The organism is Vreelandella neptunia (assembly GCF_034479615.1).
GTDB classification, from domain to species: domain Bacteria; phylum Pseudomonadota; class Gammaproteobacteria; order Pseudomonadales; family Halomonadaceae; genus Vreelandella; species Vreelandella neptunia.
The window spans coordinates 2402837-2426650 of record NZ_CP140255.1; the positions used below are offsets into that span (position 1 = coordinate 2402837).

The following is a 23814-nucleotide window of genomic DNA, read 5'->3' on the forward strand; positions in this document are numbered from 1 at the left end:
GGATCAGGTCTCAATGATTTTATTGGGGAAGCGGTAGAAGTAGCGATGGCCACACTGATGGCAAGGCTCCAGGCGTGCAACGGTAGGCAGCATCACCTGGGCATCACAGTGGGTGCATGCCATTAGGCCGGGTGCCGCCATCTCACCTTCGCAGTAGTCGGCGCGGGCAGCTTCTAAATCTTCCTCAAAGCGTTCGCGGTCGACCACGCTGCGGTCAGCAATCGAAAGCAGCGACTCCGCCACGCGCCGAGAAAGGCCGTCAATATCAATGCCCAGCCAGCTGGCCACTTGCTTGCCGGTGTCTGCCATGTAGTAGCGCATATCTTTCAGGTCACGTTCAACCCAGGCGCGCAGCAGGGCTAGCTCGTCTTTGGTGTACTCCTCTAGCTCCGACTCAAACTCGACCGCGTCGTCCAAATCCTTCTGCAAATTTTCCCAGGTTAGCTCGTTGGCGCCCCCCTGCATCCGCTCTAGCAAGCGTTCGTAGCCTTCGCGTAGGCGATTGTCATTCTGCTGTTCACTCATGGTGCCTCTCCTTTTATCGACGCGTGCAGTTACCTATCATCGGCTTACCGTTCAAGGATACACCTGCATAGGATACAATCGACCTCACTTATCTGACAGATGTCATCTCACATTCACTTTGCGCCCCTTTGGGCGAATACGCCAAGGCATTAATAAACCGATGGACGCACACTACAGCCCTCGTGAAATCGAACGCGACGCCCAGCAGTACTGGGACAAAAATCAGTGCTTCAAAGCCGTAGAGGACGCGAACCGCGAGAAGTTTTACTGCCTATCCATGTTCCCCTACCCCAGCGGCAAGCTGCACATGGGGCACGTGCGTAATTACACTATCGGTGACGTTGTGTCCCGTTTCCAGCGCATGCAGGGTAAAAATGTCATGCAGCCCATGGGCTGGGACGCTTTCGGCATGCCCGCGGAAAACGCCGCTATTCAGAATCAGGTGCCGCCCGCTAAGTGGACGTACCAAAACATCGACTACATGCGCAATCAGTTGAAGGCACTGGGTTTTGCCTACGACTGGAGCCGCGAGTTCGCTACCTGTGATACCAGCTATTACCGCTGGGAGCAGTGGTTCTTCACCAAGCTGGTGGAAAAAGGCTTGGTGTACAAGAAGATGTCGACGGTCAACTGGGATCCGGTGGATCAAACCGTTCTCGCCAATGAGCAGGTTATTGAAGGCCGCGGCTGGCGCTCCGGTGCGCTGGTTGAGCGTAAAGAGATACCGCTGTGGTTCTTGAAGATTACCGACTACGCCGATGAACTGCTGGCTGACCTGGATAAAGTAGAGTGGCCGGAGCAGGTCAAAACCATGCAGCGCAACTGGATTGGCAAATCCCGAGGCGTTGAGCTCACTTTTGATATCCAGACTAAAGACGGCAGCGCCTGCGACCCGTTGGCGGTATACACCACCCGCCCGGATACGCTGTTAGGCGTGACCTATGTGGCGGTTGCCGCTGGCCACCCGCTAGCCAAGCAGGCGGCCGAGCAGAACAGTGAGCTGGCGGCCTTCTGCGATGAGTGCGCCAAAGGCGGCACCTCTGAAGCAGAGATGGCCACCAAAGAGAAGAAAGGCATGCTCACCGGCCATATGGCGGTTCACCCGCTAACCGGCGATGAAGTGCCCGTCTACGTGGCTAATTTCGTACTCATGGAGTTTGGTACTGGTGCCGTCATGGCAGTGCCTGGCCATGATCAGCGCGACTGGGAGTTTGCCACCAAGTACGGCATTGACATCAAACCGGTCATCGCCGATGAAAGCGGCCAGCCTGCCGACGTTTCTGAGGCGGCCTACGCCGAATACGGCAAGCTGGTCAATTCAGGTCAATTTGATGGCCTGGATTTTGAGCAAGCCTTTGACGCCATTGCCGCCAAACTGGCTGAGCTTGGTCGTGGCGAAGTCAAAACCAACTACCGCCTGCGCGATTGGGGCGTTGCCCGCCAGCGCTACTGGGGTGCGCCGATTCCGGTTAAATACGGCCCTGAAGGTCAAACGGTACCGTTGACGGATGACGAGCTGCCGGTATCGCTACCCATGGAAGTCACTGTGGACGCCTCCGGCTCGCCGCTGAAGAAGATGCCTGCGTTCTCTGACCTGGGTGATGGCTGGACGCGCGAAACCGACACCTTCGACACCTTTATGGAGTCGTCCTGGTATTACGCGCGCTTCTGCTGTGCCGATAACACCGAAGCCATGCTGGACGAGCGCGCCAACTACTGGCTGCCGGTTGACCTCTACATTGGCGGTATCGAGCACGCCATTCTGCACCTGCTTTACGCGCGCTTCTTCCACAAGCTGATGCGTGACTTCGGCTTGGTGGATTCCGACGAGCCCTTCCAGCAGCTTCTGACCCAGGGCATGGTCATTGCGGAAACCTTCTACCGCTCTACTGATAACGGTGGCAAGCAGTGGTTTAACCCCGCTGACGTGGAAGTGAAGCGTGATGAGAAAGGCCGCCCGCTGAGCGCCATTTTGATGAGCGACGGAGAGCCAGTGGAGATGGGTGGCATCGAGAAGATGTCCAAGTCGAAAAACAACGGCGTTGATCCGCAATCAATGATCGACAAGTTCGGTGCCGATACCGTACGCCTGTTCATGATGTTTGCCGCCCCCCCCGAGCAGTCCCTGGAGTGGTCGGATTCAGGGGTAGAGGGCGCACACCGCTTCTTGAAGCGCCTATGGCGTCAGGTGAATGAGCACTTGGCAGCGGGCACGCCCGGCACGCTGGACGTCAATGCACTTAACGACGATCAAAAGGCGCTGCGCCGGAAAACCCACGAGACCATCAAGAAAGCCAGCGACGACATTGGCCGCCGCACCACTTTCAATACAGCCATTGCTGCAGTGATGGAGCTCTCCAACGCCATCGGTAAGTTCGACGATAGCTCCGAGCTTAGCCTGGCGGTTAGCCGCGAAGCGCTGGAAGCCTGCGTACTGCTGCTCTCGCCGATTACGCCCCACCTGTGCCATAGTCTCTGGGAAGCGCTTGGTCATTCAGGCCCGGCCATTGAAGCAACCTGGCCGGTGGTGGATGAATCCGCCCTTACCCGCGACAGTATTGAGCTGGTGGTACAGGTCAACGGTAAGCTGCGCGCTCGCCTTGAAGTACCGGCAAGTGCAGATAAGGCATCTATTGAAAAGCTGGCGATGGAGCACGAAAACGTTCAGCGCTTCCTCGAGGGCAACACCGTGCGCAAAGTCATCGTGGTGCCCGGAAAATTGGTTAATATCGTGGTGAGCGGATGAACCGACGCACATTTTTAACCGCTAGCATCGCCGCCTCGGCGGCGGTGCTGCTCAGCGGCTGTGGGTTTAGGCTACGCGGCACTAAATCGCTGCCTACGCTGCCCACTCTTGCTTTAGAAGGCGACACCAACAGTGCCGTCGCTCAGCAGGTCGCCTTACGTCTTCAGCAATTAGGCACCCAGGTCACCGCTGATGCGCCCTGGCGGGTCACGCTGGGTACGCCTGTTTTAACCGAGCGCCGACTGGGCGGCGATGGTCGAGCAAGCCGCGAACACGAGCTAACGCTTAGCAGCAGCCTCTCGGTACAGGAGCGGGCGTCTAATGCCTATTACATCAATAACGAAACGCTTTCGACGGCTACCCGCATTCGCGTCAGCGATGACGACCTGCTCAACCGCGAAACGCTAATGATGGAAGCTGAACAAACGCTTGCGCGCCAGCTCTCTCAGCAAATCATCGAGCGGCTTACTTACGTTGAGGGCATGCAGTGAAGGTATTTGCTGATCAGCTACCCGCTGCGTTAGCAAAAAAGCTGCCCCGCGTAGTGATCGTAGCAGGGGACGAGCCCTTACAGCATCGCGATGCCTGCGATGCTGTAAGGGCCGCAGCTCGCCAGGGTGGTGTCGAGGAGCGTGAAGTACTCGATGTCGAGCCCAATTTTGCCTGGGGCCGATTGATGGAAATGTCGAGCAACCTCTCGCTGTTTGCGACCAGCAAACTGCTGGAGCTGCGCTTAGGCAACCACAAGCTGGGGCAAGATGGCAGTAAAGCGTTAGCACATTACGCCGAAACCCTGGATAACAGCGATGATGTTCTGCTGATTGGTATGGGCAAGCTAGATGCCAAGCAGCAAAAAAGCGCCTGGTTTAAAGCGCTGGATAAGCACGGCTTGTTTGTACCGGTATGGCCGGTAGATGCCTCACGCTTGGGCTATTGGCTGCGCGACCGCGCTTCCCTGCATGGCGTACAAATTGACTTGGATGCCGCCCGCCTGCTGGGTGAGCGCACCGAAGGGAACTTACTGGCCGCCGACCAGGAGTTGCAGAAGCTTGCCCTGATTCACCCCCAAGGCACCCGCTTGAACGTGGAAAGTATTGCCCAGGGGGTAGAAGACAGTACCCGCTTTGATGTCTTCAATTTGGCCGATGCCTGCCTGAAAGGTGAGCCCAGCCGCGCCTCACGCATTGTCAATGGCTTACGCAGTGAAGGCGTTGAGGCGCCTATTGTGCTGTGGGCGCTTAGTCGGGAGCTGCGTACCCTGCTCTCGCTGCATCAGCACCTGGATCAAGGGCAGAGCTTTGAGCACGCTTGCAAAACTCAAAAGCCGATGATTTTTGATAAGCGCCGCCCCGCTTACCAGAAAGCGATTGGCCGCCTGCCCATGAAGCGACTGCATAAATTGCTTTTAATGGCCCAGCGGCTGGATTTAGCCGTTAAGGGCGCGGCAACGGTACCGCTATGGCCGGGCCTGCATGATCTGGCCATGACCATGGCCGGGGGCCGCGGACTACTCTCAGAATCCGCCTGGACCTATCGCATTAGTGCAAATAATTAGCACTTTGCATATTACGCTTAAAAATCAATCCATTTGTTTCTATACTCATTCCTTACCACCCCGACTAGTCTATAAGGAAGAAGACGATGAAAACATTGCGTGCTTACCTCTCGACCCTACTGATTGCAGCGCTCGTTATTACCAGCTTACCCGTTGCCGCTGCACCCAATGCGCCCCAATCAATGGATTTAATCTCTACCCAATCTGTTTTGGCGGCTGACCGTGCTGGCGCTGATCGCGAACGGATTAACGAGATCCTGGCTCGCGCCGATGTGCAAGATCAGCTGGTAAAACAGGGTGTTGATCTGGCCGAAGTCGAGGCTCGCGTAGCCTCACTGAGCGACGCTGAAGCTCAGCAAATGGCCGAACAGTTGGAGCAGCTGCCTGCCGGTGCTGGGGTTGTAGGGGCGCTATTCGCCGTTTTCATTATTTTGCTGGTAACCGATATCCTCGGCCTAACCGACGTTTATCCGTTTACTCGTTAATATAGGCAGCACATGACCCCTATGTTGTTGAATAACTTGATCACTAACGCCCGCTTCGCGGGCGTTTTTATTTTACTGCTACTATTGAGTGGCTGTGCGCGTAATCCGGTATTACTGCAAAGCACTTATCAAGCTCTACCGCCTCATACCGAAATTACCAGCGTGCCGTTTTATGCCCAAACGGAATTTCAGTGCGGCCCTGCCACGCTGGCGATGGTGCTCAATCACCAGGGTGTCGACACCGACGTTGAGGAACTGATTCCCCAGGTATTTTTGCCCGGACGTGATGGCAGCGTGCAGCCTGAAATGCTGGCCACGGTGCGGCGGCATGAGCGCATCGCGTTTCCTATTCGCGGCACCATGGATTCCCTATTGAACCATTTGGCAGCAGGCGACCCGGTGGTCGTTATGCAGAACTTGTCGTTGCCGATTTACCCAATGTGGCACTACGCCGTCGCCATTGGCTACGATCTGCCCAATGAAACGCTGATTCTGCGCAGCGGCGAAATTGAGCGTCATACGATGTCGTTTAGTCGCTTCGACGCCACCTGGGCACGCACTGAGCGCTGGGGGTTTGTAGTGGGCGAGCCGGGTACGATTCCCGCGGGCATTACTGCCCGTAATGCGCTAGAAGCGCTTAGCGCCTACGAAGAGTCTCACGGGCCACGGGCCACGCTTTCAAGCTGGCAAGCGTTTGTAAAACGCCACCCTACTAACGCTATGGGGCAGTTTGCGCTAGGCAATGCGCTTTACGCAGATCAACAACCCGACGACGCACGCAAGGCGTTTGAACGGGCAACCGAACTGGATGAAAAAATGGGTGCTGCATGGCTAAATCTGGGCCTTTTACTATTGCAAGACGAAGCGACTAATGCGGCTCGCGAAGCGTTAACACAGGCCGCATCGCTTGACGGCAGCTGGCAAGAAAAAGCACGCCAAGCTTTAGCCAGGATAAATAACATTTAATTATCAATAACTAACAGAAATACTAATAATAACGAGCACAAGTATGACCCTGCAATTAGTAAAGTTGTGGGATGGCAGACACGCCGGGCGAGTGCTTAAGTTGCATAAGGATGAAGACTTTAAGCTGTTCATTGGATTACCTACCCATTAACGGAGAGGTGCCATGCAGAACCGCCCTTTGCAACGGAAGCACTTTTTTGATTATTGTGTGTTTTTACCCAACGTACTCTCGCCTGCTCAGCTGTATGCAGAGAGGGGCGGCATCACTGGCTGCTTGCTGAGTATATCGTGATGATGCGTCGCTTTCTTCGTCAGCCTGGCGGACGCTTAGCGTTGATTTTTGCCGCCATTCTTTGCGCTATGTCCGCAATAATGGGCAGCTATGTTTACAGTGCATGCCAAAAAGCCAGTGCCGACTACACCACGCTGATAAGTGACATAGTGCTGGCCCAGCAAGCTACACCTCAGTTAAGAGTTGCGCTAGAGGAAGGCAGACGCCTGCCTAGCAATGAGCATATTCAATACATCGATTATTTTATTTCACTTTCCAAGCGTCATTTGGACAACATTCAGAACAGTATTGAACACCACCGTTATCTCATTGCAGATGTTGAATATCTCAATCACCATTTCAGCGAGCTTAATAGCCGCCTTTCCGACCTAGCATTGCTGTCACAAGAAGCTCAACAGCGTCCAGAACTTATTGATCCATTACAGAGCGTTGCCATGGAGATTGGTAGCGCTCAGTCATGGTTGTATAACCAGCTGCTAGAAGACATTCGCGCCATTTCGGTTCAACAACGTTTAGCCATGCAGCGACTTTCGATTGCCGTAAGTGTGCTACTGGTGTTAATGGTCAGCGCTGCAATTACGCTCTGCATGGCCGTTATTTACCTACACCGTCAGCGTAACGTCATGCATGAGCTAATGCTAACCGATGAACTGACCGGGCTATATAACCGGCGCCATTTGGTCAATGTAGCATCTGCAGGGCTTACCCAAGCGCAGCGTAATCGAGCACCACTCAGCCTTCTGCTGTTAGATCTTGATCACTTCAAGCAAATTAACGATACCTACGGGCATCCAGCTGGCGATGAGGTACTCCGCCAGGTCAGTAAAAAGCTTCGCGAGCTTAGCCGCCCATCGGATACATTAGCGAGAATTGGTGGCGAGGAGTTTTGCTTATTGATGCCCAACACTGCTACCCATGATGCGATACAGGCAGCAGATCGACTACGCCAAGAGATTGAAGCTAATACGCTGAGGGGGATGGAACTGCACGCCAACCCAACTATTAGCATCGGCGTAACGTCGTGTAAAAGCGGCTCGCTGACATTTGAGCAGCTTTATTCGCTTGCTGACAAAGCGCTCTACAAAGCCAAAGCGTTGGGGCGCAACCGCGTTGAAAGTCTGTTACCCCCCAATGCCCCCTCACCTCATAACGACCCACTGACTTACGCTCATACGCTAATTCACGAACCCAGCGACTCTTAAACGTCGTAGTGCCGGTTAGAAAACCCGATTTAAACCATTCTGGGCAGCCACCCGGTACGCTTCTGCCATGGTCGGATAGTTAAAGGTGGTATTCACAAAGTATTTGAGCGTATTGGCATCGCCCTTTTGCTGCATAATCGCTTGGCCGATATGCAAAATTTCAGACGCCTGATCCCCAAAACAGTGAATACCGAGTATTTCCAGAGTGTCCTGGTGGAAAAGAATTTTAAGCATACCCACTGTATCGCCAGTAATCTGCGCCCTGGCGGTATCTTTGAAGAAGGCTTTGCCTACTTCGTAAGGCACTTTTGCTTCCGTGAGTTCACGCTCATTGGGGCCGAAGGAGCTAATCTCGGGGATGGTATAGATCCCGGTGGGTACATCACTCACAAAACGATACTCTTTATCGAGCAGCTCATTGCACGAGTTCAAACCCTGATCGTAAGCCGCACTCGCCAAACTCGGCCAGCCAATGACATCGCCCGCTGCGTAGATATGGGAGACCGCGGTACGGTAGTGCTCATCAACGCTTAGCTGACCACGCCCATTAGCAGTTAAGCCAATGTTCTCCAACCCCAAGCTGTCGGTATTACCGGTTCGCCCATTGGCCCACAAAAAAGCATCAGCACGAATTTTCTTGCCTGACTTGAGACGCACAACGACGCCTGATTCATCACCCTCAACGCTCTCGTACTCCTCATTATGACGAACCAATACCCCGTGCTTACGCAAATGGTAGGAGAGCGCATCGCTAATCTCATCGTCCAGAAACGAAAGCAGGCTGTCACGGTTATTAATGAGATCAACTTTGACACCCAGACCTGAAAATATTGATGCGTATTCACAGCCAATCACCCCGGCGCCAAAAATTATCAGGGTTCGAGGGGTGTGCGAAAGGCTTAATATAGTGTCAGAGCAGTAAATACGCGGATGGCGGAAGTTAATATCAGCCGGACGATAGGGGCGCGAACCGGTGGCAATCACAAACTTCTTGGCCACTAGCTCTTCCATGCCCTCCTGGCGGTCACGTACTAACAGGGTATGCTCATCTTTAAAACGAGCAACACCGTGGAAAAGATCGATGCGGTTACGCGCATAAAAAGTCGTGCGCATCTCGACCTGTTTATCGATAGTGCCTCGTGAGCGCTCCATCACCTTGGGAAAAGAGAACCAGCGAGGCTCACCAATATCGCGGAACATACGGTTGGTATTGAACGCCATGATCTGTTTGACCTGATGGCGCAACGCTTTAGAAGGAATAGTACCCCAGTGAGTACAGTTACCGCCTACCTGGGCCTGCTTCTCAATAATCGCGACACGCTTGCCATGTTTTGCAGCGTTGATAGCAGCGCTTTCCCCTGCAGGCCCCGTACCGATCACCACAACATCGTAATTGTGAACCGCCATGCTCTCTGCGTCCCTTTGCTATTTTTGATCAATCATCGTCCCGTTGCATATAACGCAGTCTTAATTAGCGACGCGTAGCATCATAGCCCAAATCGGCACCACGGCTTTCATCGCTACGGCGGCGCACGCCACCGCGCTTGCGGTTCTCTTCTTCACAAACCTCGTCTTTGCCGCCGCAGATATCGCAACCATCTTTCATACCGATTTGGTTCAAACCGCCGCAAGAACCCGCAATCGGTTTGCGGCCCATGATGACTCCCACGGCCATCACACCCATAATCAGTGCCATGAAACCGAATACCAGTAGCCAAATAGTCATATCAACCTCCCAGCATTACATTGCCTAGCTTTAAATTATTGGCCTTACCTGACGACAACAGCCGTAGTGATAAGTGCCTCACGGTCATTCATCGTTAAACCGATTATACCTTAGCCGAGCGCCTCTTATCAGCGCAGTGATGGGGCATTCCTTTCACAAGCGTTTATAAACAAACGGGGCCAGCCCAATAGGCCAGCCCCGCTTAATACTACTATCGACTTACGCCGACTGCTTAGCCACCGAAATCATCCAACAGGATATTTTCCGGCTCAACGCCCATATCAAGTAGTAACTTGATAACCGAGGCGTTCATCATTGGCGGCCCACACATGTAGTACTCGCAATCTTCAGGTGCTGGATGATCCTTCAGATAGTTTTCGTACAGCACGTTATGGATAAAGCCTGTCGGCCCTTCCCAGTTGTCTTCCGGCTGTGGGTCAGAAAGCGCCAAGTGCCACTCAAAGTTGGGGAACTCTTCGGCTAACTGATCGTACTCTTCGTTGTAGAAAGTTTCACGCCAGGAGCGCGCACCATACCAGAAGGTGATCTTGCGTTCAGACTTCAAGCGCTTCAGCTGATCGAAGATGTGGCTACGCATCGGTGCCATACCCGCACCACCACCGATAAAGATCATTTCGGCGTCGGTATCACGGGCAAAGAACTCGCCGAACGGGCCCATCACGGTAACCTTATCGCCCTCTTTAAGGCTGAAGACATAAGTCGACATCAAGCCTGGCGGATGGTCAGTGCCGGGAGGCGGCGTTGCAATACGGATGTTGAACTTGAGGATACCCTTCTCATCCGGGTAGTTCGCCATGGAGTAGGCGCGAATCACTTCCTCGTTGTTCTTGTGGGAAATTTTGAACATATCAAATTTTTCCCAGTCACCCCGGTACTCCTCTTCAATATCAAAATCAGAGAATTTGACATCATATGGGGGAGCAACGAGCTGGACGTAGCCACCGGCGCGGAAGGCAACTTCTTCGCCTTCAGGTAGTTTCAGATTCAGCTCTTTGATAAAGGTGGCAACGTTGGGATTGGCAATAACTTCACATTCCCACTTTTTCACCCCAAACACTTCTTCAGGCACTTCGACTTTCATGTCCTGCTTCACAGGTACCTGACAGGAGAGGCGCCAGCCCTCTTTCTTCTCACGCATAGTGAAGTGCGACTCTTCGGTCGGCAGAATAGAGCCGCCGCCCTCTTCTACCCGACACTTACACTGGGCACAAGAACCACCGCCACCGCAGGCGGAAGAGAGGAAAATACCGTTAGCCGCAAGCGTATTTAGCAGCTTACCACCGGCTTGGGTCTTCAAAGTGTGCTCAGGATCGCCGTTGACCTCAATGGTCACGTCCCCGCTACTCACAAGCTTGCTGCGCGCTGCCAGAATGATCGCCGTTAAGCTAATAACGATGACCGTGAACATGACAACACCGAGCAAGATGACTGTTGTATCAACCATGTCGGTTTCCTATTGCTGGAGGTTTTCTATTACCCGGCGATGTTTGGCACCGCCGGGAAAAACCGGCTCCGATTAAAGCTGAATGCCCGAGAAGGACATAAAGCCCAACGACATCAGCCCCACGGTGATGAAAGTAATGCCCAGCCCTTGAAGGCCACCCGGCACATCGCTGTACTTCAGCTTTTCACGGATACCCGCCAGGGCGGCAATTGCCAGCGCCCAACCGGTGCCCGCACCAAAGCCATAGACCACAGCTTCGCCAAAGTTGTAGCTACGCTCGACCATGAACAGTACGCCACCCAGGATGGCGCAGTTAACGGTAATCAGCGGCAGGAACACCCCTAGCGCGTTGTAGAGCGACGGTACGTACTTATCAAGGAACATTTCCATGATCTGTACCAGCGCCGCAATGACACCGATGTAAGAGAGCAACCCAAGGAAGGAGAGGTCTATGTTTTCAGCACCGCTAATACCAGTCCAGGTCAACGCACCTTCCTGCAGCAAGAAGGTATAAACAAGGTTGTTAACCGGCACGGTGACGGTCAGCACCACAATGACCGCAATGCCCAGGCCAATTGCCGAGGAGACCTTTTTGGACACCGCCAAGAAAGTACACATCCCCAGGAAGAAGGCCAGTGCCATGTTTTCAACAAACACCGAGGCAACAAAAAGACTCAGATAATGTTCCATGTTACACGGCCTCCTTGGGCTTGGTGTTTTCCTTCATTTTGAACTCATTATCTTCTACTTGCTCAGGGTTAACGGAACGCATTACCCAGATCAGTAGACCGATAATAAAGAACGCTGAAGGCGGTAGTAATAGCAAGCCGTTAGGCACGTACCAGCCACCGTTTTGCACGGTCTGGAGGATGGTAATGCCAAATACGCTACCTGCACCCAGCAGTTCGCGGAAGAAACCCACCACCATGAGAACAAAACCGTAGCCGAGGCCGTTACCAATACCGTCTAAAAACGACATACCCGGCGTATTGGACATTGCAAAGCCTTCAGCGCGCCCCATGACGATACAGTTAGTAATGATCAAACCCACAAATACCGAGAGCTGCTTAGACATCTCATAGGCATACGCCTTGAGAATCTGATCAACCACGATAACCAGCGAGGCAATAATGGTCATCTGCACGATAATACGGATCGAAGAGGGAATATGATTCCTGATCAACGATACGAACAGATTTGAGAATGCCGTTACGAAAATAACCGCCAGCGCCATAACGAGCGATACGCTCATGCTGGTGGTTACCGCAAGTGCTGAACAGATCCCCAGAATTTGCAGCGCAATAGGGTTGTTCTGGAAAATCGGCGCCGTTAAAACGCCTTTTGCATTTACGTCCGCCATGATCAGGCCCCCTCAACGTCTTCGAAGTTGGTATCGGTCTCTTCGGCGTCTTCCGGCTCGGTGCCACTGCGGAATTTAGCCAGGTAGGGACCGAAAGCTTCTTCGCTCAACCAGAACTGCAGCATGTTAGTCACGCCGTTACTGGTCAGCGTAGCGCCAGATAGCGCATCGACTTCGTATTCGTCACTGGCGCCGCCTTTGGTCAGGTGAATTTCCGGTGAGAGGTCGCCCTCTTCATCGTAAATCTTCTTGCCTTCCCACTGGGCTTGCCAGCGCGGGTTGTTAACTTCCGCGCCCAAACCTGGCGTTTCACTGTGCTCGTAGTAGGTGATACTGACGATGGTATTGCCATCACCCTCTACGGCCAGGAAGCCACGCATCAAGCCCCAAAGACCCTGACCACGAATCGGCAGCACGATCTGCTCCGGATCATCTTCACCGCCAACCAGATAAACCGTAGCGAAGTTTTCAACCCGTGATAGACCTGCGATGTCTTGATCGCCAGAAAGCGTGCGACCCGAGGCGGGGTCACGGGCAGCCTCAAAACTATCGTAGGTATCGGGATCAAACTCGTCGGAGTACTCCCCCGTATCCAAGTCAACGACCCGGGCGGTAATCTCTTCGCTAAACACATCTTCAACGTCCATACCTGGCTCGTAAAGCTTGGCAACGTTCAAGATGTTGGTTTTACGGTCGAGCTCCTGGTTAAGCTGCTGCATCGGTCGCAAGGCGACCGCCGCGGTCGAGACAATGACGGAGCACACGATACATAGTGCAAACGCCACAATCAGGACTTTCTTGATGGAGTTGTTACCTTGTGCCATTAGGCAGTCTCCTCGGCCGGTACGCCGGTTCGCTTAACGCGACGCTTGATGTTGGCCTGGACGAAGAAATGGTCAATCAGCGGTGCAAACAGGTTAGCGAACAGAATCGCCAGCATGATGCCTTCCGGGAAAGCCGGGTTCACAACGCGAATCAAAACGGTCATCACACCAATCAGCGCACCAAACAACAGGCGGCCTTGATTGGTCATCGACGCCGACACGGGGTCGGTTGCCATGAAGACCATACCGAAGGCGAAACCGCCGATTACCAGATGCCAGTACCAAGGCATGGCAAACATTGGGTTAGTATCAGAGCCGATCAGGTTAAACAGCGTACTGGTCGCCACCATGCCCAGAAGTACACCTAGCATGATTCGCCATGATGCGATTCGCGTCCACAGCAGCACAGCAGCGCCGATAAAGATCGCTAGCGTCGAAACCTCACCCACCGAGCCGGGGATAAAGCCAAGGAAAGCATCCCACCAGCTAAAGGTGTCGGTCAGAGCAGACATGCCGTCCTGGAATGCCATAGAGAGTGCCGTCGCACCAGTATAGCCGTCAGCGGCAACCCATACAGAATCACCAGATATCTGCGCGGGATAGGCAAAGTAAAGGAATGCACGGCCGGTAAGCGCGGGGTTCAAGAAGTTTTTACCCGTGCCGCCGAAGATCTCTTTACCGATTACCACACCGAAGGTGATACCCAACGCCACCTGCCAAAGCGGAATAGTCGCCGGGAGAATCAGCGCAAACAACACCGAGGTAACGAAGAAGCCCTCGTTGACTTCATGACCGCGCTTGATTGCAAACAGCACCTCCCAGAAACCACCGACCACAAAAGTGACCAGATAGATAGGCAGGAAGTAGGTAGCCCCGAGGACAAAGTTCGCCCAAAGGCTGTTCGCATCGTGACCGGACGACAGTGTCATCGTAATGGCTTCGCGCCAGCCACCCATAGAGGCGTAGCCCGCATCAATGGCGGTGTTAGCCTGCCAGCCAGCGTTCCACATACCAAACAGCATCGCTGGGAAGGTACACATCCACACGGTAATCATGATGCGTTTAAGATCGACACCGTCACGCACGTGGGCAGTAGTTTTGGCTACGCTTGGCGGTGTATAAAAAATCGTATCTACCGCTTCAAATAACGGATAGAACTTTTCGTACTTTCCGCCTTTGTGGAAATGCGGCTCGATATTTTGGAGTGTCTGTTGAATACCCATCATCAGGCCTCTTTCTCGATCATGGTGAGATTGTCACGCAGGATGGGGCCATATTCGTATTTGCCGGGGCAAACATACGTGCACAGCGCCAGATCCTCTTCGTCCAGCTCCAAACAGCCAAGCTGCATGGCAACCTCAATGTCGCCCACGATCAGCGAACGCAGTAGCTGAGTTGGCATGATATCCAGCGGCATCACCGTCTCATATGCACCTACCGGCACCATAGCACGCTCGGAGCCATTGGTAGAGGTCGTTGGTGCGTAATTGCTCAGGCCTTTAATCTTAGAGATGTAAATACCTAAAACAGAGTGACGATTAGCACCGGGAGACAGCCACCCCATAAACGTCCGCTTATTGCCTTCTTCCAGCAAGCTCACTTGGTTGCTGAAGCGGCCAAGGTAGGTCAACTTACCTTCAGCGGCAAAGCCTGAGAATACCGAACCAGAGATTACGCGAGTGTCTTCGGGTTTGATGACTTCATTGGCCAGGAGTTCATCCGTACTAGCGCCGACACGGGTACGAATCAGACGCGGATTTTCAGCACGCGGGCCGCCAATGGCAACCACCCGGCTCATATCCAGCTTCCCTTCTACAAACAACTTACCGAACGCGATTACGTCCTGATAGCCGATGTGCCACACTTTTTTATGCAGTGCGACTGGAGAAAGATAGTGAATATGTGTGCCAACAAGCCCAGCAGGATGCGGGCCGGCAAAGCTTTCGGTTTTTACGCCGTCAACATCACCACCCGGGATTGAGGCATTTTCGCCCGTACATAGGAAGACGTTGCCCTCGGTCAGGCGCGCTAACACCTTGAGGCCATCCTCGAATGCCTGCGTCTGTTCATTAATGATCAGGGCAGGATCAGGGCTAAGTGGATGGGTATCCACGGCGGTTACAAAAATATCGGCCGGGGTGCTATCAATGGCCGGAGTACGCGAGAAGGGACGGGTGCGCAAAGCAGTCCAAAGCCCCGACTCTACCAGTTGGTCGACAACGGCCTGACGCTCAAGCTGCGCCAAGGCTTTACGATCATGAGCAGCGAATTCGACCGCTTCCTCAGTTTCATCGACTTTGATCACGACAGACAGTAAACGACGTTTTTCGCCACGGTTTATTGCAAGCACTTCACCGGCAGCAGGCGCTGTATAGCGCACACCATCAATTTTCTTATCGGTGAAAAGCAATTGGCCCAGTTTGACCTTATCCCCTTCCTGGACTTCCATCGTCGGCTTCATGCCAACGTAGTCGGTACCCAGGATTGCCACGTGGCGCACAGGCCGCGCATCTTCAATACGCTGCTCGGGCGCTCCCGTGATGGGGAGATCCAGGCCTTTTTTGACTTCGATCATAGTCTCGCCCAGTTGTTGGATCGGATATACGAAGGTAAGGGGTTCGAATGCTTCTTTTCTGCTCAGTGAATTGTTATTTTCTGCTCAGATTGTTACCAGTCAGGCCCAAGCAACACTTGAACCACCCCGAAAAATCCATCGTATTATAAAGATAAGCGCGTCCAATGACCACATCCCTGATGACCACCAAAAGTGCTATATACATTGGCAAAAGAGGTTATTAAGACCAAAAAAACGCCACCCGAAGGTGGCGTCAACTCATTTGATTAGCTCTAACACCCGGCATCAGGGCATTGCTAAGCTTAACTAGCGAGGCAGCTTTAAAAACCGCACGTTAGACATTTGCTGCAAAATACGCACAACCTGGCAGCTATAACCAAATTCGTTATCGTACCAAACATAAATGACCGCGTGATGACCGTTGGCAATGGTAGCTTTAGCATCCACGATACCGGCATGGCGGTTGCCCACAAAATCTGACGACACCACTTCTGCTGAATCAACGAAGTCAATTTGCTTTTGATAAGCAGACTCAATCGACATGCGACGCAAGTAATCATTTAGCGCCACGGAGTCAGTCGTTTTATCCAGAGTCAGGTTAAGAATAGCCATGGAGACGTTAGGAATCGGCACTCGAATGGCGTTGCCGGTTAGCTTACCCTCAAGCTCAGGTAGCGCTTTTGATACGGCCTTGGCGGCCCCTGTCTCGGTCAAGACCATATTCAGCGCCGCGCTGCGGCCACGACGGTCACCTTTATGGTAGTTGTCGATCAAGTTCTGGTCGTTGGTGTAGGCATGCACGGTTTCCACATGTCCATTTACCACACCGTACTCATCGTTGAGCACCTTCAATACCGGAACGATCGCATTGGTGGTACAAGAGGCAGCAGAGACGATGAGATCACCGTCGCCAATGGATTCGTGGTTAATACCGTAAACAATGTTTTTAATATCGCCTTTACCTGGCGCCGTTAGCAGCGCTTTGGCAGCGCCCTTACACTTCAGGTGCTGACCTAAGCCCTCTTCATCGCGCCAGATACCGGTATTATCAACAATTACCGCGTTATCGATAGCATACTGGGTATAGTCAATTTCACTGGGTGAATCAGCGTAAATCACCTGAATAACATTGCCGTTGACCGTCAGGGTGCGGGCCTCTGCATCGACCATGATGGTGCCGTCAAAGGGCCCATGCACTGAGTCACGACGCAGCAAGCTGGCGCGCTTTTCAAGATCTTTAGCCACATCCCCACGGCCACGCACCACAATAGCGCGCAAACGCAGGAGGTTACCGCCCCCGGCCTTCTCTACCATCACTCGCGCCAGTAAACGACCAATGCGGCCAAAACCGTAGAGCACCACATCTTGCGGCTCCCCGGTGCTAGCGCCCGGCTGGTAGCCATCAATAATTTCCTGCAGCTCTTTACGCAGGAAGGCTTCGACGTCACCACCGCACTGGTTCTTGAACATCACCGCCAGTTTACCTACATCCACATGGGCGGGGCCAAGGTTCAAAGCGACCATACCCTTCACGATAGGATAGGTATCCTCAACGGAGAGTTCAGTCCCTTCTATTTTACGCACGAAGCGATGGTCTTTAAGAATGCGGATGACTGACCGTTTAATAAGCGAACGTCCGAACATGGTGGCAACGACGTTATTCTGACGATAGAGCTGCCCTACTAATGGGATCATCTGCTCCGCCAAGGCTTCGTTGCCTTGCCATTCTTGAAAAACGTTTTCGAGCGCTTGCTGACTCACGTGCGGCCTCATCAGGTAGTAGGAACGGAAATACATTATCCGGGGCAAGCACAACGGTCGCAATGAATGGATAGTCGCACAACATGTAGGGGTATTACAGAAATGCCAATCTCACTACAAAACGGATTCAAAGAATCGATTTAGCCGCTACCATAAGTCGCGGCACTCTAACTGAAACGGGTGATCGTGTATGATCTTCCTTCCGTTTCAGTGCAAAACGATATCTTGCTTATGCCAACATTCTCTCTGCTCGAACCGCCCCAGCCTCAAGGGACTCGCGATACGCTTTACTGGACATCGCCGCCGGGCAGCGCGACTGCGCTGGCACTCTCCCGCGTTGCCACCAAAGCCCCGCTATTGGTAATTACCCCCAATACGGCCAGCGCGCAGCGCCTTGAACAAGATCTCTATTTTTATAGCGACGTACCGGTTCTGCCTTTCCCTGACTGGGAAACGCTGCCTTACGACAGCTTTTCACCCCATCAGGACATTGTCTCAGCCCGGCTGCGCACACTGCGCCAACTGCAAGACGGCGTGCGCGGCATTGTGCTGGTGCCAATCAATACACTGATGCAGCGCTTGCCCCCGGTCGAGTACATTGCCGGGCGGGTAATGACGCTTAAAAGCGGTGAACGACTGAATCGAGAGGCGTTCCGTGAATCGCTCTCCCGAGCAGGCTATCGCGCCGTCGAAACAGTCTATGAGCCCGGCGAGTACGCCATGCGCGGCGCACTAATTGACCTATTTGCGATGGGTATGGATGAGCCGATCCGTATTGATCTGTTTGATGATGAGATCGATTCGCTGCGCCACTTTGACCCCGGCAGCCAGCGCTCGACTGATAAGCTTGACTCGCTAGAATTGCTCCCCGCCCACGAATACTCGCTAAGCCGCAGTGCGATTGCCTGTTTCCGTGAGCAGTTTGAAACCCTGTTTGACGTCGATCCGCGGCAATGCCCACTTTATAACGATGCATTGAAAGGTATTCCTTCGCCGGGGCTTGAGCACTACCTGCCACTGTTTTTTGAGCACACCGCATCGCTGTTTGACCACTTAACCGACGACACCCGGGTAGCAATGCTGCCAGGGGTTTTTGAGGCGGCCGAGCAGCACTGGCAGTCAATCGATGCCCGCTACGTGAATTTGGGCGTTGATCCAACCCGTCCGCTACTCCCTCCCCATCGGGCTTTTTTTCCGGTCAACGACGTATTTTCGGCGATCAAAGCCCGCCCGCGCATAGAGCTCACCGAGGATAGCGCGCAACGCCATGCGCAGCAGCCTGAAGCTGCTCCGCTCCCGACGCTCTCTATCAATGCTCGCGCCAAGCAGCCATTGGCGGAAATATCAGCCTTCTTACACTCCCACGCCCAAACCCGCGTGTTGTTCGTGGCGGAGTCGCGGGGTCGCCGGGAAGCGCTGGAAGAGATCCTATCACCACTTAAGCTCACCCTTCCGCACACCGACAGCTTCCACGACTTTTTGGCTAGCGATCATCGCTATGCGATTACCGAAGGCCTGGTCGACAGCGGCTTATGGCTAAATAATCCAAGCATTGCGGTGATTAGTGAAACCGAGCTGTTTGGTGATGTGGTGCGTCAGAGCCGTCGACGCGAAAAAGCCACCGATGACAACGAGCTTGCCGTACGCCACTTGTCGGAGCTGCGCGAGGGCGCACCAGTGGTGCACCAGGCCCACGGCGTGGGCCGCTATTTAGGCCTGGAAACGCTGGAGGCAGGTGGTCAAGCGAATGAATTCCTGGCGCTCGCCTACGCCGATGGCGCCAAGCTTTATGTGCCTGTCGACAGCCTGCATATGATCTCCCGTTACAGCGGGGCCGGTGACGAACTGGCCCCGCTGCATAAGCTCGGTTCGGATCAGTGGGAAAAAGCCCGTCGTAAAGCTGCGGAGAAAATTCGCGATACCGCCGCAGAACTGCTGGATGTCTACGCTCGCCGGGAAGCCCAGCAAGGCGTGGTCTATGAAGCGCCAGGCGAGGAGTATCTGCGTTTTGCAGGCAACTTCCCATTTGAAGAGACCGCCGACCAGCACGCGGCAATTGAAGCGGTCATCAGCGACATGACCTCCCCACAGCCCATGGATCGCGTGGTCTGTGGTGACGTTGGTTTCGGCAAAACCGAAGTGGCCATGCGCGCGGCGTTTCTAGCCGTACAGTCTGGCCGTCAGGTGGTGGTTCTGGTACCGACTACCCTGCTGGCGCGCCAACACTTCGAGAACTTCCGCGACCGCTTTGCCGATACCGCGGTCAATATTGGCCTCATCTCGCGCTTTACCAGCGGCAAAGAGGTCACCCAGACGCTCGAGAGCATTAAGAGCGGCCAAACGGATATCGTCATCGGTACCCACAAACTGCTCGCCAAAAGCGTTGAGTTGCCCAAAATGGGTCTACTGATCATCGATGAAGAGCACCGCTTCGGGGTAGCACAAAAAGAGAAGCTCAAAACGCTGCGTGCCGAAGTCGATATTTTGACGCTGACCGCGACCCCTATTCCGCGCACGCTCAATATGGCCATGAGCGGCATCCGTGATCTGTCGATTATCGCCACGCCGCCCGCCCGCCGTCTGTCGGTCAAAACCTTTGTCCAGCAGCACGACACCAGCATCATCAAAGAAGCCCTGCTGCGCGAGATACTGCGCGGCGGGCAGGTCTATGTACTACATAACGAAGTCAAAACCATTGAGAACAGCGCCGAAAAAATCCGCGAACTGATCCCCGAAGCCCGAGTGGGGGTTGCCCACGGCCAACTCCCCGAGCGCAGCCTAGAACGCATCATGTCGGACTTCTACCACCGGCGCTTTAACGTACTGGTATGTTCGACCATTATTGAAACCGGTATTGATGTACCCAGCGCCAATACCATTATTATCGAACGCGCCGATAAATTTGGCTTGGCCCAACTGCACCAGCTGCGGGGCCGGGTTGGCCGTAGCCACCATCAGGCGTATGCCTACCTATTAACGCCACCGCCCAAAGCCATGACCCGCGATGCCATCAAGCGCTTGGAAGCGATTAGCGCTTCGGATGATCTAGGCGCAGGCTTTACCCTAGCCAGCCACGATATGGAAATCCGTGGCGCGGGTGAACTACTGGGGGACGAACAGAGCGGCCAGATGGAAACCATCGGCTACACGCTGTATATGGAGATGCTGGATCGAGCGGTGAAGGCCATTCGCGCGGGCAAAACGCCCAATATCGATGCACCCTTCAATACCGGCGTGGAGATTAACCTTAACCTACCCGCGCTGATTCCGAGTGATTATATTCACGATGTTCAGCAGCGCCTGGTCATGTATAAACGGATTGCCAACACTCAGAGCGACAGCGAGCTAAAAGAGCTGCAAGTGGAGCTAATCGACCGGTTTGGTTTACTGCCCAACCCATTGAAAAACCTGATTCGCCAAACCAAGCTGCGCCACCGTGCCGAGCAGTTGGGGATCAGCAAAATCGAGGCTGGCGAGAGCCGCGGCAGAGTGCTGTTTGATAGCAGCACCCAGGTGGATCCCTTAACGCTGGTAACCCTCATTCAGACATCACCAAAGCACTACCGACTAGACGGTTCTGACACCTTACGATTTGAATTACCAATGGAAAGTGTCGACAAGCGCTTCCAGCAGCTTGAAAATCTGCTTAGCACCCTTAATCAAAAAGTAGCGGCGGCGTGAAGCTTGGGGCAAACTTGCCAGTAGCCATGGCCGATTTGGTCAACAGCCGTTAATTGATCTCAATGGCCCAGCAACGCGCATCAGCAGTGAATTAACACATTAGGAACGACCATGAACATTCGCGACACCTTTACCCTTTGGGGCCCTACCAGCCTGGCCGTGCTACTCGCCGCTAGCTTGATGAGCCCCGCTTTTGCGCAATCAGCTGATGAGCAAGCCGATAGCGCTAACAAAGAGCCGGTGCAAGAACAGCAGGCTCAAGAAAACTCAGAAGAATCGCCACAGGCGCAAGCACAGGAAATCAGCATCGACGCCGCCGACAGCGCCGCCCAGGTTGCTGATCAGGATGAACTACCCCGTGGTCACTTCCGCCTCCCCGATGAAGGCGATGTGATTGGTGAGCGCTACACCGTCGTTGTCGAAGACCCCAAGCAGACGCTGATCGACATCGCCCGACGCCACAACATTGGCTACGAAGAGATTCGCATGGCCAACCCGGATGTCAGCCTCTGGGTACCTGGAGTAGGTACCGAAGTGGTGATCCCCGCCCAATACATCCTTCCGCCTGCGCCGCGGGAAGGTGTCGTCGTTAACCTTTCTGAGCTGCGTCTCTATTACTACCCCGCCGATAAACCCGGCATTGTCGAAACCTACCCGGTCAGCGTTGGCCGTGAAGAGTTTGCCACTCCCGTAGGTATCACGCGCACCACGGTTAAGGTGAAAGATCCCGCCTGGGCTCCACCGGCATCCATGCGTCGCGAAGCAGCCGCGCGTGGCGAGCCAGCGCCCTCCGTGGTGCCGCCAGGCCCTGACAACCCCTTGGGCGAACACGCGATCCTGCTGGCTATGCCGAGCTATCTCATTCATGGTACCAATCGTCCTGACGGCGTAGGCATGCGCGTTAGCCGCGGCTGTATCCGCATGTACCCAGAAGACATCAAATCGCTCTACGAACGCTTACCCAGCGGCACCCAGGTCAACCTGATGGATGCACCGTTCAAAGCGGGCTTTGCAGCCGACGGCACACTGTTTGTCCAGTCTTTCCCACAGCTGGAAGAGAACGTAGAAGGCTTTGAACCGTTGCTCAACGCCTTAGAGCGCGTTACAGAGCTGACTGGCAATGACGCTGAAATAGACGCCGAACAGATTCAGCGAGCAGTAGAAGCCCCTGACGGTCAATTTGTCGCCCTCTATGGCCCTCAAGCACCTGAACCAGAGCCCGAGCCTGTTGAGCTAATAGACGAGCTTAAGCTCAGCGAAGCCACTGACGCCGATAAAGACGCCTAAGCGAATATCTAACAACAAAAAACCCCGCCAAGGCGGGGTTTTTTGCGTAGCTAGTATCAAAACCTGCTGTTCTAACGCCTTAGATTACGACGTCTTACTTTCGGTGTATTAACTAACCACAGCTCTTCCAGCAGCTGCTGAGAGAGTCAGACGACTCCCTCAGCAGCCCAAGCAGAATTACTTCTGCATGGAGCGCTGGAACATACGGTTCATTTCTTCACGGTTCTGCTCAGACATCTGCAGAGCAGCCTGCGCGTCGCGCTGGGCTTGGTTTGCAGTGTTCATAGCTTGTGAAGCCATGCTGCGTGCTTCTGCAGCGTCAGCCTGTGCAGATTCTGCAGTCATGCGAACTTCTTCCAGCGCGCTGGTAGAAGCACAGCCAGCAAGAATTGCCAGAGAAGCGGCAGCAGCAGTCATCTTCAGAGTAGTTTTCAGAGTCATAATGTTCTCCTTGAGTCGTCCTTGGGTACTACGTTAAGGGTATGACAAAAATAAGGTCACGCACTTAAGTAACATGCTTAGCTTAAATTTGTCTACCTGCGGTGCAGGTTCTTTTCAGTGACTTGTTGCGATGCTCGCAAGTCAAACGCTGTTTTATAATAGACCACAGCGGTTGTCTATAGCCACTTGTTTAAAACCTCGAACTTCCATCAACGGCGTTAGCTTAACGGATCACTACACGAGTGCCAACACCCACTAGCGATGCCAAGCGATCGATTTGCTCGTTGGTAACGGCGACACACCCTTGCGTCCAGTGGTAGCGCCCATGAATATCAGGGTCTGCGCTACCCAGGCCGTGTATTCCAATCGCCCCACCCAGTGCGGTGTTTTGCGGCGGGTGGCCATAACGTCGATAGTAGTCGAAGTAATCATCATAGTCTGTTTGGGAATAGATCCCTTTTTCCAGCGCCATTCTAGCGTGTGCGGGCGTCGGGTAGTCAATGCCAATGAAGGTACGCCACTGACTTTCGTAATTAAAACGATTGACACGAAACTCGCCCATAGGTGTCACGTTATCACCGCGAACCCGCTGGGTTTTAGCCCCGGCGCGGCCGAGCGATATGGGCACAAAGCGCTCCACAAGTGCATTGCCACGAAACACACTGAGGGTTGCTTCTTTGTCATCAATCAGCACCCATAGCTCGTCGCTATGGCGCGGCACATGGGCACGGCTAAGCATTGTTTCTACAAGATCAGTGGGGCCAGTCTGACTAGGCGCAGTAACAGCAGCGCTGGCCAGGGCTGGCAAGCTCAGTGCCATGGCTAAAAAACGACGGCGATTAACTAAAAACATGGTAGCTCTCGAAACAAGTTAGCCCGTGGTTGACCGACTAGGCACATCTGGTGGCTGTTATACCTCATTC

General features: G+C 53.8%; 20 protein-coding genes. 8 read left to right on the forward strand and 12 right to left on the reverse strand.

The features are described from left to right. Positions 1-3: 3 nt before the first annotated feature. A complete protein-coding gene (locus tag SR894_RS11175) occupies positions 4-525 on the reverse strand; it encodes a zinc ribbon-containing protein (RefSeq protein ID WP_133732380.1) in 522 nt (173 codons plus the stop codon). A gap of 160 nt (positions 526-685) precedes the next feature. Here SR894_RS11175 and leuS point away from each other — a divergent pair, with 160 nt between their 5' ends. From leuS to SR894_RS11205, 6 genes are all read left to right on the forward strand, one after another. After that, a complete protein-coding gene (gene leuS / locus SR894_RS11180; RefSeq protein ID WP_133732379.1) occupies positions 686-3271 on the forward strand; it encodes a leucine--tRNA ligase in 2586 nt (861 codons plus the stop codon). After that, entirely contained in the window at positions 3268-3762 is a 495-nt protein-coding gene (locus SR894_RS11185) for an LPS-assembly lipoprotein LptE (RefSeq protein ID WP_133732378.1), read from the forward strand. Before leuS ends, SR894_RS11185 begins: the two co-directional genes overlap by 4 nt. Next, entirely contained in the window at positions 3759-4826 is a 1068-nt protein-coding gene (holA, locus tag SR894_RS11190; protein ID WP_133732377.1) for a DNA polymerase III subunit delta, read from the forward strand. The genes SR894_RS11185 and holA overlap by 4 nt, the downstream gene beginning before the upstream one ends. 86 nt (positions 4827-4912) lie before the next feature. Next, positions 4913-5311: a PA2779 family protein gene (locus SR894_RS11195; RefSeq protein ID WP_133732376.1), complete on the forward strand. Its 399-nt coding sequence runs from the start codon at positions 4913-4915 to the stop codon at positions 5309-5311. Between the two features lie 12 nt (positions 5312-5323). Continuing rightward, positions 5324-6277: a PA2778 family cysteine peptidase gene (locus tag SR894_RS11200; protein WP_227405276.1), complete on the forward strand. Its 954-nt coding sequence runs from the start codon at positions 5324-5326 to the stop codon at positions 6275-6277. 291 nt (positions 6278-6568) lie between these two features. After that, positions 6569-7771: a GGDEF domain-containing protein gene (locus SR894_RS11205; protein WP_133732445.1), complete on the forward strand. Its 1203-nt coding sequence runs from the start codon at positions 6569-6571 to the stop codon at positions 7769-7771. Positions 7772-7786: 15 nt separating this feature from the next. Here SR894_RS11205 and sthA read toward each other — a convergent pair whose 3' ends face one another. The 9 genes from sthA to SR894_RS11250 all read right to left on the reverse strand — a co-directional run bounded on the left by sthA (position 7787) and on the right by SR894_RS11250 (position 17482). Then, positions 7787-9178: a Si-specific NAD(P)(+) transhydrogenase gene (gene sthA / locus SR894_RS11210; RefSeq protein WP_133732375.1), complete on the reverse strand. Its 1392-nt coding sequence runs from the start codon at positions 9176-9178 to the stop codon at positions 7787-7789. A gap of 64 nt (positions 9179-9242) precedes the next feature. Continuing rightward, positions 9243-9497, reverse strand: coding sequence for a (Na+)-NQR maturation NqrM (gene nqrM, locus SR894_RS11215; protein ID WP_133732374.1), 255 nt, complete (start codon positions 9495-9497; stop codon positions 9243-9245). 232 nt (positions 9498-9729) lie between these two features. Further along, on the reverse strand, positions 9730-10962 hold the full coding sequence (nqrF, locus tag SR894_RS11220; protein WP_133732373.1) for an NADH:ubiquinone reductase (Na(+)-transporting) subunit F: 1233 nt from the start codon (positions 10960-10962) through the stop codon (positions 9730-9732). Between the two features lie 72 nt (positions 10963-11034). Next, a complete protein-coding gene (gene nqrE, locus SR894_RS11225) occupies positions 11035-11652 on the reverse strand; it encodes an NADH:ubiquinone reductase (Na(+)-transporting) subunit E (protein WP_009286984.1) in 618 nt (205 codons plus the stop codon). 1 nt (position 11653) lies between these two features. Further along, positions 11654-12322 (reverse strand): NADH:ubiquinone reductase (Na(+)-transporting) subunit D, encoded by a 669-nt coding sequence (locus tag SR894_RS11230; RefSeq protein WP_133732372.1) that lies wholly within the window; start codon positions 12320-12322, stop codon positions 11654-11656. Between the two features lie 2 nt (positions 12323-12324). After that, positions 12325-13146 carry a Na(+)-translocating NADH-quinone reductase subunit C gene (locus tag SR894_RS11235; protein ID WP_133732371.1) on the reverse strand — a complete coding sequence of 274 codons (822 nt, stop codon included), beginning with the start codon at positions 13144-13146 and terminating at the stop codon, positions 12325-12327. After that, the gene (locus SR894_RS11240) at positions 13146-14372 is read right to left on the reverse strand and encodes an NADH:ubiquinone reductase (Na(+)-transporting) subunit B (protein WP_133732370.1); all 1227 of its coding nucleotides are present in this window, start codon (positions 14370-14372) and stop codon (positions 13146-13148) included. Before SR894_RS11240 ends, SR894_RS11235 begins: the two co-directional genes overlap by 1 nt. Next, positions 14372-15721, reverse strand: coding sequence for a Na(+)-translocating NADH-quinone reductase subunit A (locus tag SR894_RS11245; protein WP_133732369.1), 1350 nt, complete (start codon positions 15719-15721; stop codon positions 14372-14374). The genes SR894_RS11240 and SR894_RS11245 overlap by 1 nt, the downstream gene beginning before the upstream one ends. A 306-nt stretch (positions 15722-16027) precedes the next feature. Next, positions 16028-17482 carry a glyceraldehyde-3-phosphate dehydrogenase gene (locus SR894_RS11250; RefSeq protein ID WP_133732368.1) on the reverse strand — a complete coding sequence of 485 codons (1455 nt, stop codon included), beginning with the start codon at positions 17480-17482 and terminating at the stop codon, positions 16028-16030. 231 nt (positions 17483-17713) lie between these two features. On the opposite strand from SR894_RS11250, the gene mfd reads away from it, so the two are divergent. After that, positions 17714-21163: a transcription-repair coupling factor gene (gene mfd / locus SR894_RS11255; RefSeq protein WP_208862702.1), complete on the forward strand. Its 3450-nt coding sequence runs from the start codon at positions 17714-17716 to the stop codon at positions 21161-21163. A gap of 111 nt (positions 21164-21274) precedes the next feature. Beyond that, entirely contained in the window at positions 21275-22450 is a 1176-nt protein-coding gene (locus SR894_RS11260) for a L,D-transpeptidase family protein (RefSeq protein WP_133732366.1), read from the forward strand. Positions 22451-22627: 177 nt separating this feature from the next. Here SR894_RS11260 and SR894_RS11265 read toward each other — a convergent pair whose 3' ends face one another. Continuing rightward, positions 22628-22891, reverse strand: coding sequence for an Lpp/OprI family alanine-zipper lipoprotein (locus tag SR894_RS11265; protein WP_022523170.1), 264 nt, complete (start codon positions 22889-22891; stop codon positions 22628-22630). 223 nt (positions 22892-23114) lie between these two features. Beyond that, complete coding sequence (locus tag SR894_RS11270; RefSeq protein WP_133732365.1) at positions 23115-23744, reverse strand: L,D-transpeptidase family protein; 630 nt, start codon at positions 23742-23744, stop codon at positions 23115-23117. Positions 23745-23814: the final 70 nt, after the last annotated feature.

Coding starts and splice junctions, on each gene's coding strand:
- SR894_RS11265 (WP_022523170.1), bottom strand. CDS start 22,891: ATGACTCTGAAAACTACTCTGAAGATGACTGCTGCTGCCGCTTCTCTG.
- leuS (WP_133732379.1), top strand. CDS start 686: ATGGACGCACACTACAGCCCTCGTGAAATCGAACGCGACGCCCAGCAG.
- SR894_RS11245 (WP_133732369.1), bottom strand. CDS start 15,721: ATGATCGAAGTCAAAAAAGGCCTGGATCTCCCCATCACGGGAGCGCCC.
- nqrE (WP_009286984.1), bottom strand. CDS start 11,652: ATGGAACATTATCTGAGTCTTTTTGTTGCCTCGGTGTTTGTTGAAAAC.
- nqrM (WP_133732374.1), bottom strand. CDS start 9,497: ATGACTATTTGGCTACTGGTATTCGGTTTCATGGCACTGATTATGGGT.
- SR894_RS11200 (WP_227405276.1), top strand. CDS start 5,324: ATGACCCCTATGTTGTTGAATAACTTGATCACTAACGCCCGCTTCGCG.
- SR894_RS11205 (WP_133732445.1), top strand. CDS start 6,569: ATGATGCGTCGCTTTCTTCGTCAGCCTGGCGGACGCTTAGCGTTGATT.
- nqrF (WP_133732373.1), bottom strand. CDS start 10,962: ATGGTTGATACAACAGTCATCTTGCTCGGTGTTGTCATGTTCACGGTC.
- sthA (WP_133732375.1), bottom strand. CDS start 9,178: ATGGCGGTTCACAATTACGATGTTGTGGTGATCGGTACGGGGCCTGCA.
- SR894_RS11195 (WP_133732376.1), top strand. CDS start 4,913: ATGAAAACATTGCGTGCTTACCTCTCGACCCTACTGATTGCAGCGCTC.
- SR894_RS11240 (WP_133732370.1), bottom strand. CDS start 14,372: ATGATGGGTATTCAACAGACACTCCAAAATATCGAGCCGCATTTCCAC.
- SR894_RS11235 (WP_133732371.1), bottom strand. CDS start 13,146: ATGGCACAAGGTAACAACTCCATCAAGAAAGTCCTGATTGTGGCGTTT.
- SR894_RS11175 (WP_133732380.1), bottom strand. CDS start 525: ATGAGTGAACAGCAGAATGACAATCGCCTACGCGAAGGCTACGAACGC.
- SR894_RS11270 (WP_133732365.1), bottom strand. CDS start 23,744: ATGTTTTTAGTTAATCGCCGTCGTTTTTTAGCCATGGCACTGAGCTTG.
- SR894_RS11260 (WP_133732366.1), top strand. CDS start 21,275: ATGAACATTCGCGACACCTTTACCCTTTGGGGCCCTACCAGCCTGGCC.
- SR894_RS11230 (WP_133732372.1), bottom strand. CDS start 12,322: ATGGCGGACGTAAATGCAAAAGGCGTTTTAACGGCGCCGATTTTCCAG.
- SR894_RS11185 (WP_133732378.1), top strand. CDS start 3,268: ATGAACCGACGCACATTTTTAACCGCTAGCATCGCCGCCTCGGCGGCG.
- mfd (WP_208862702.1), top strand. CDS start 17,714: ATGCCAACATTCTCTCTGCTCGAACCGCCCCAGCCTCAAGGGACTCGC.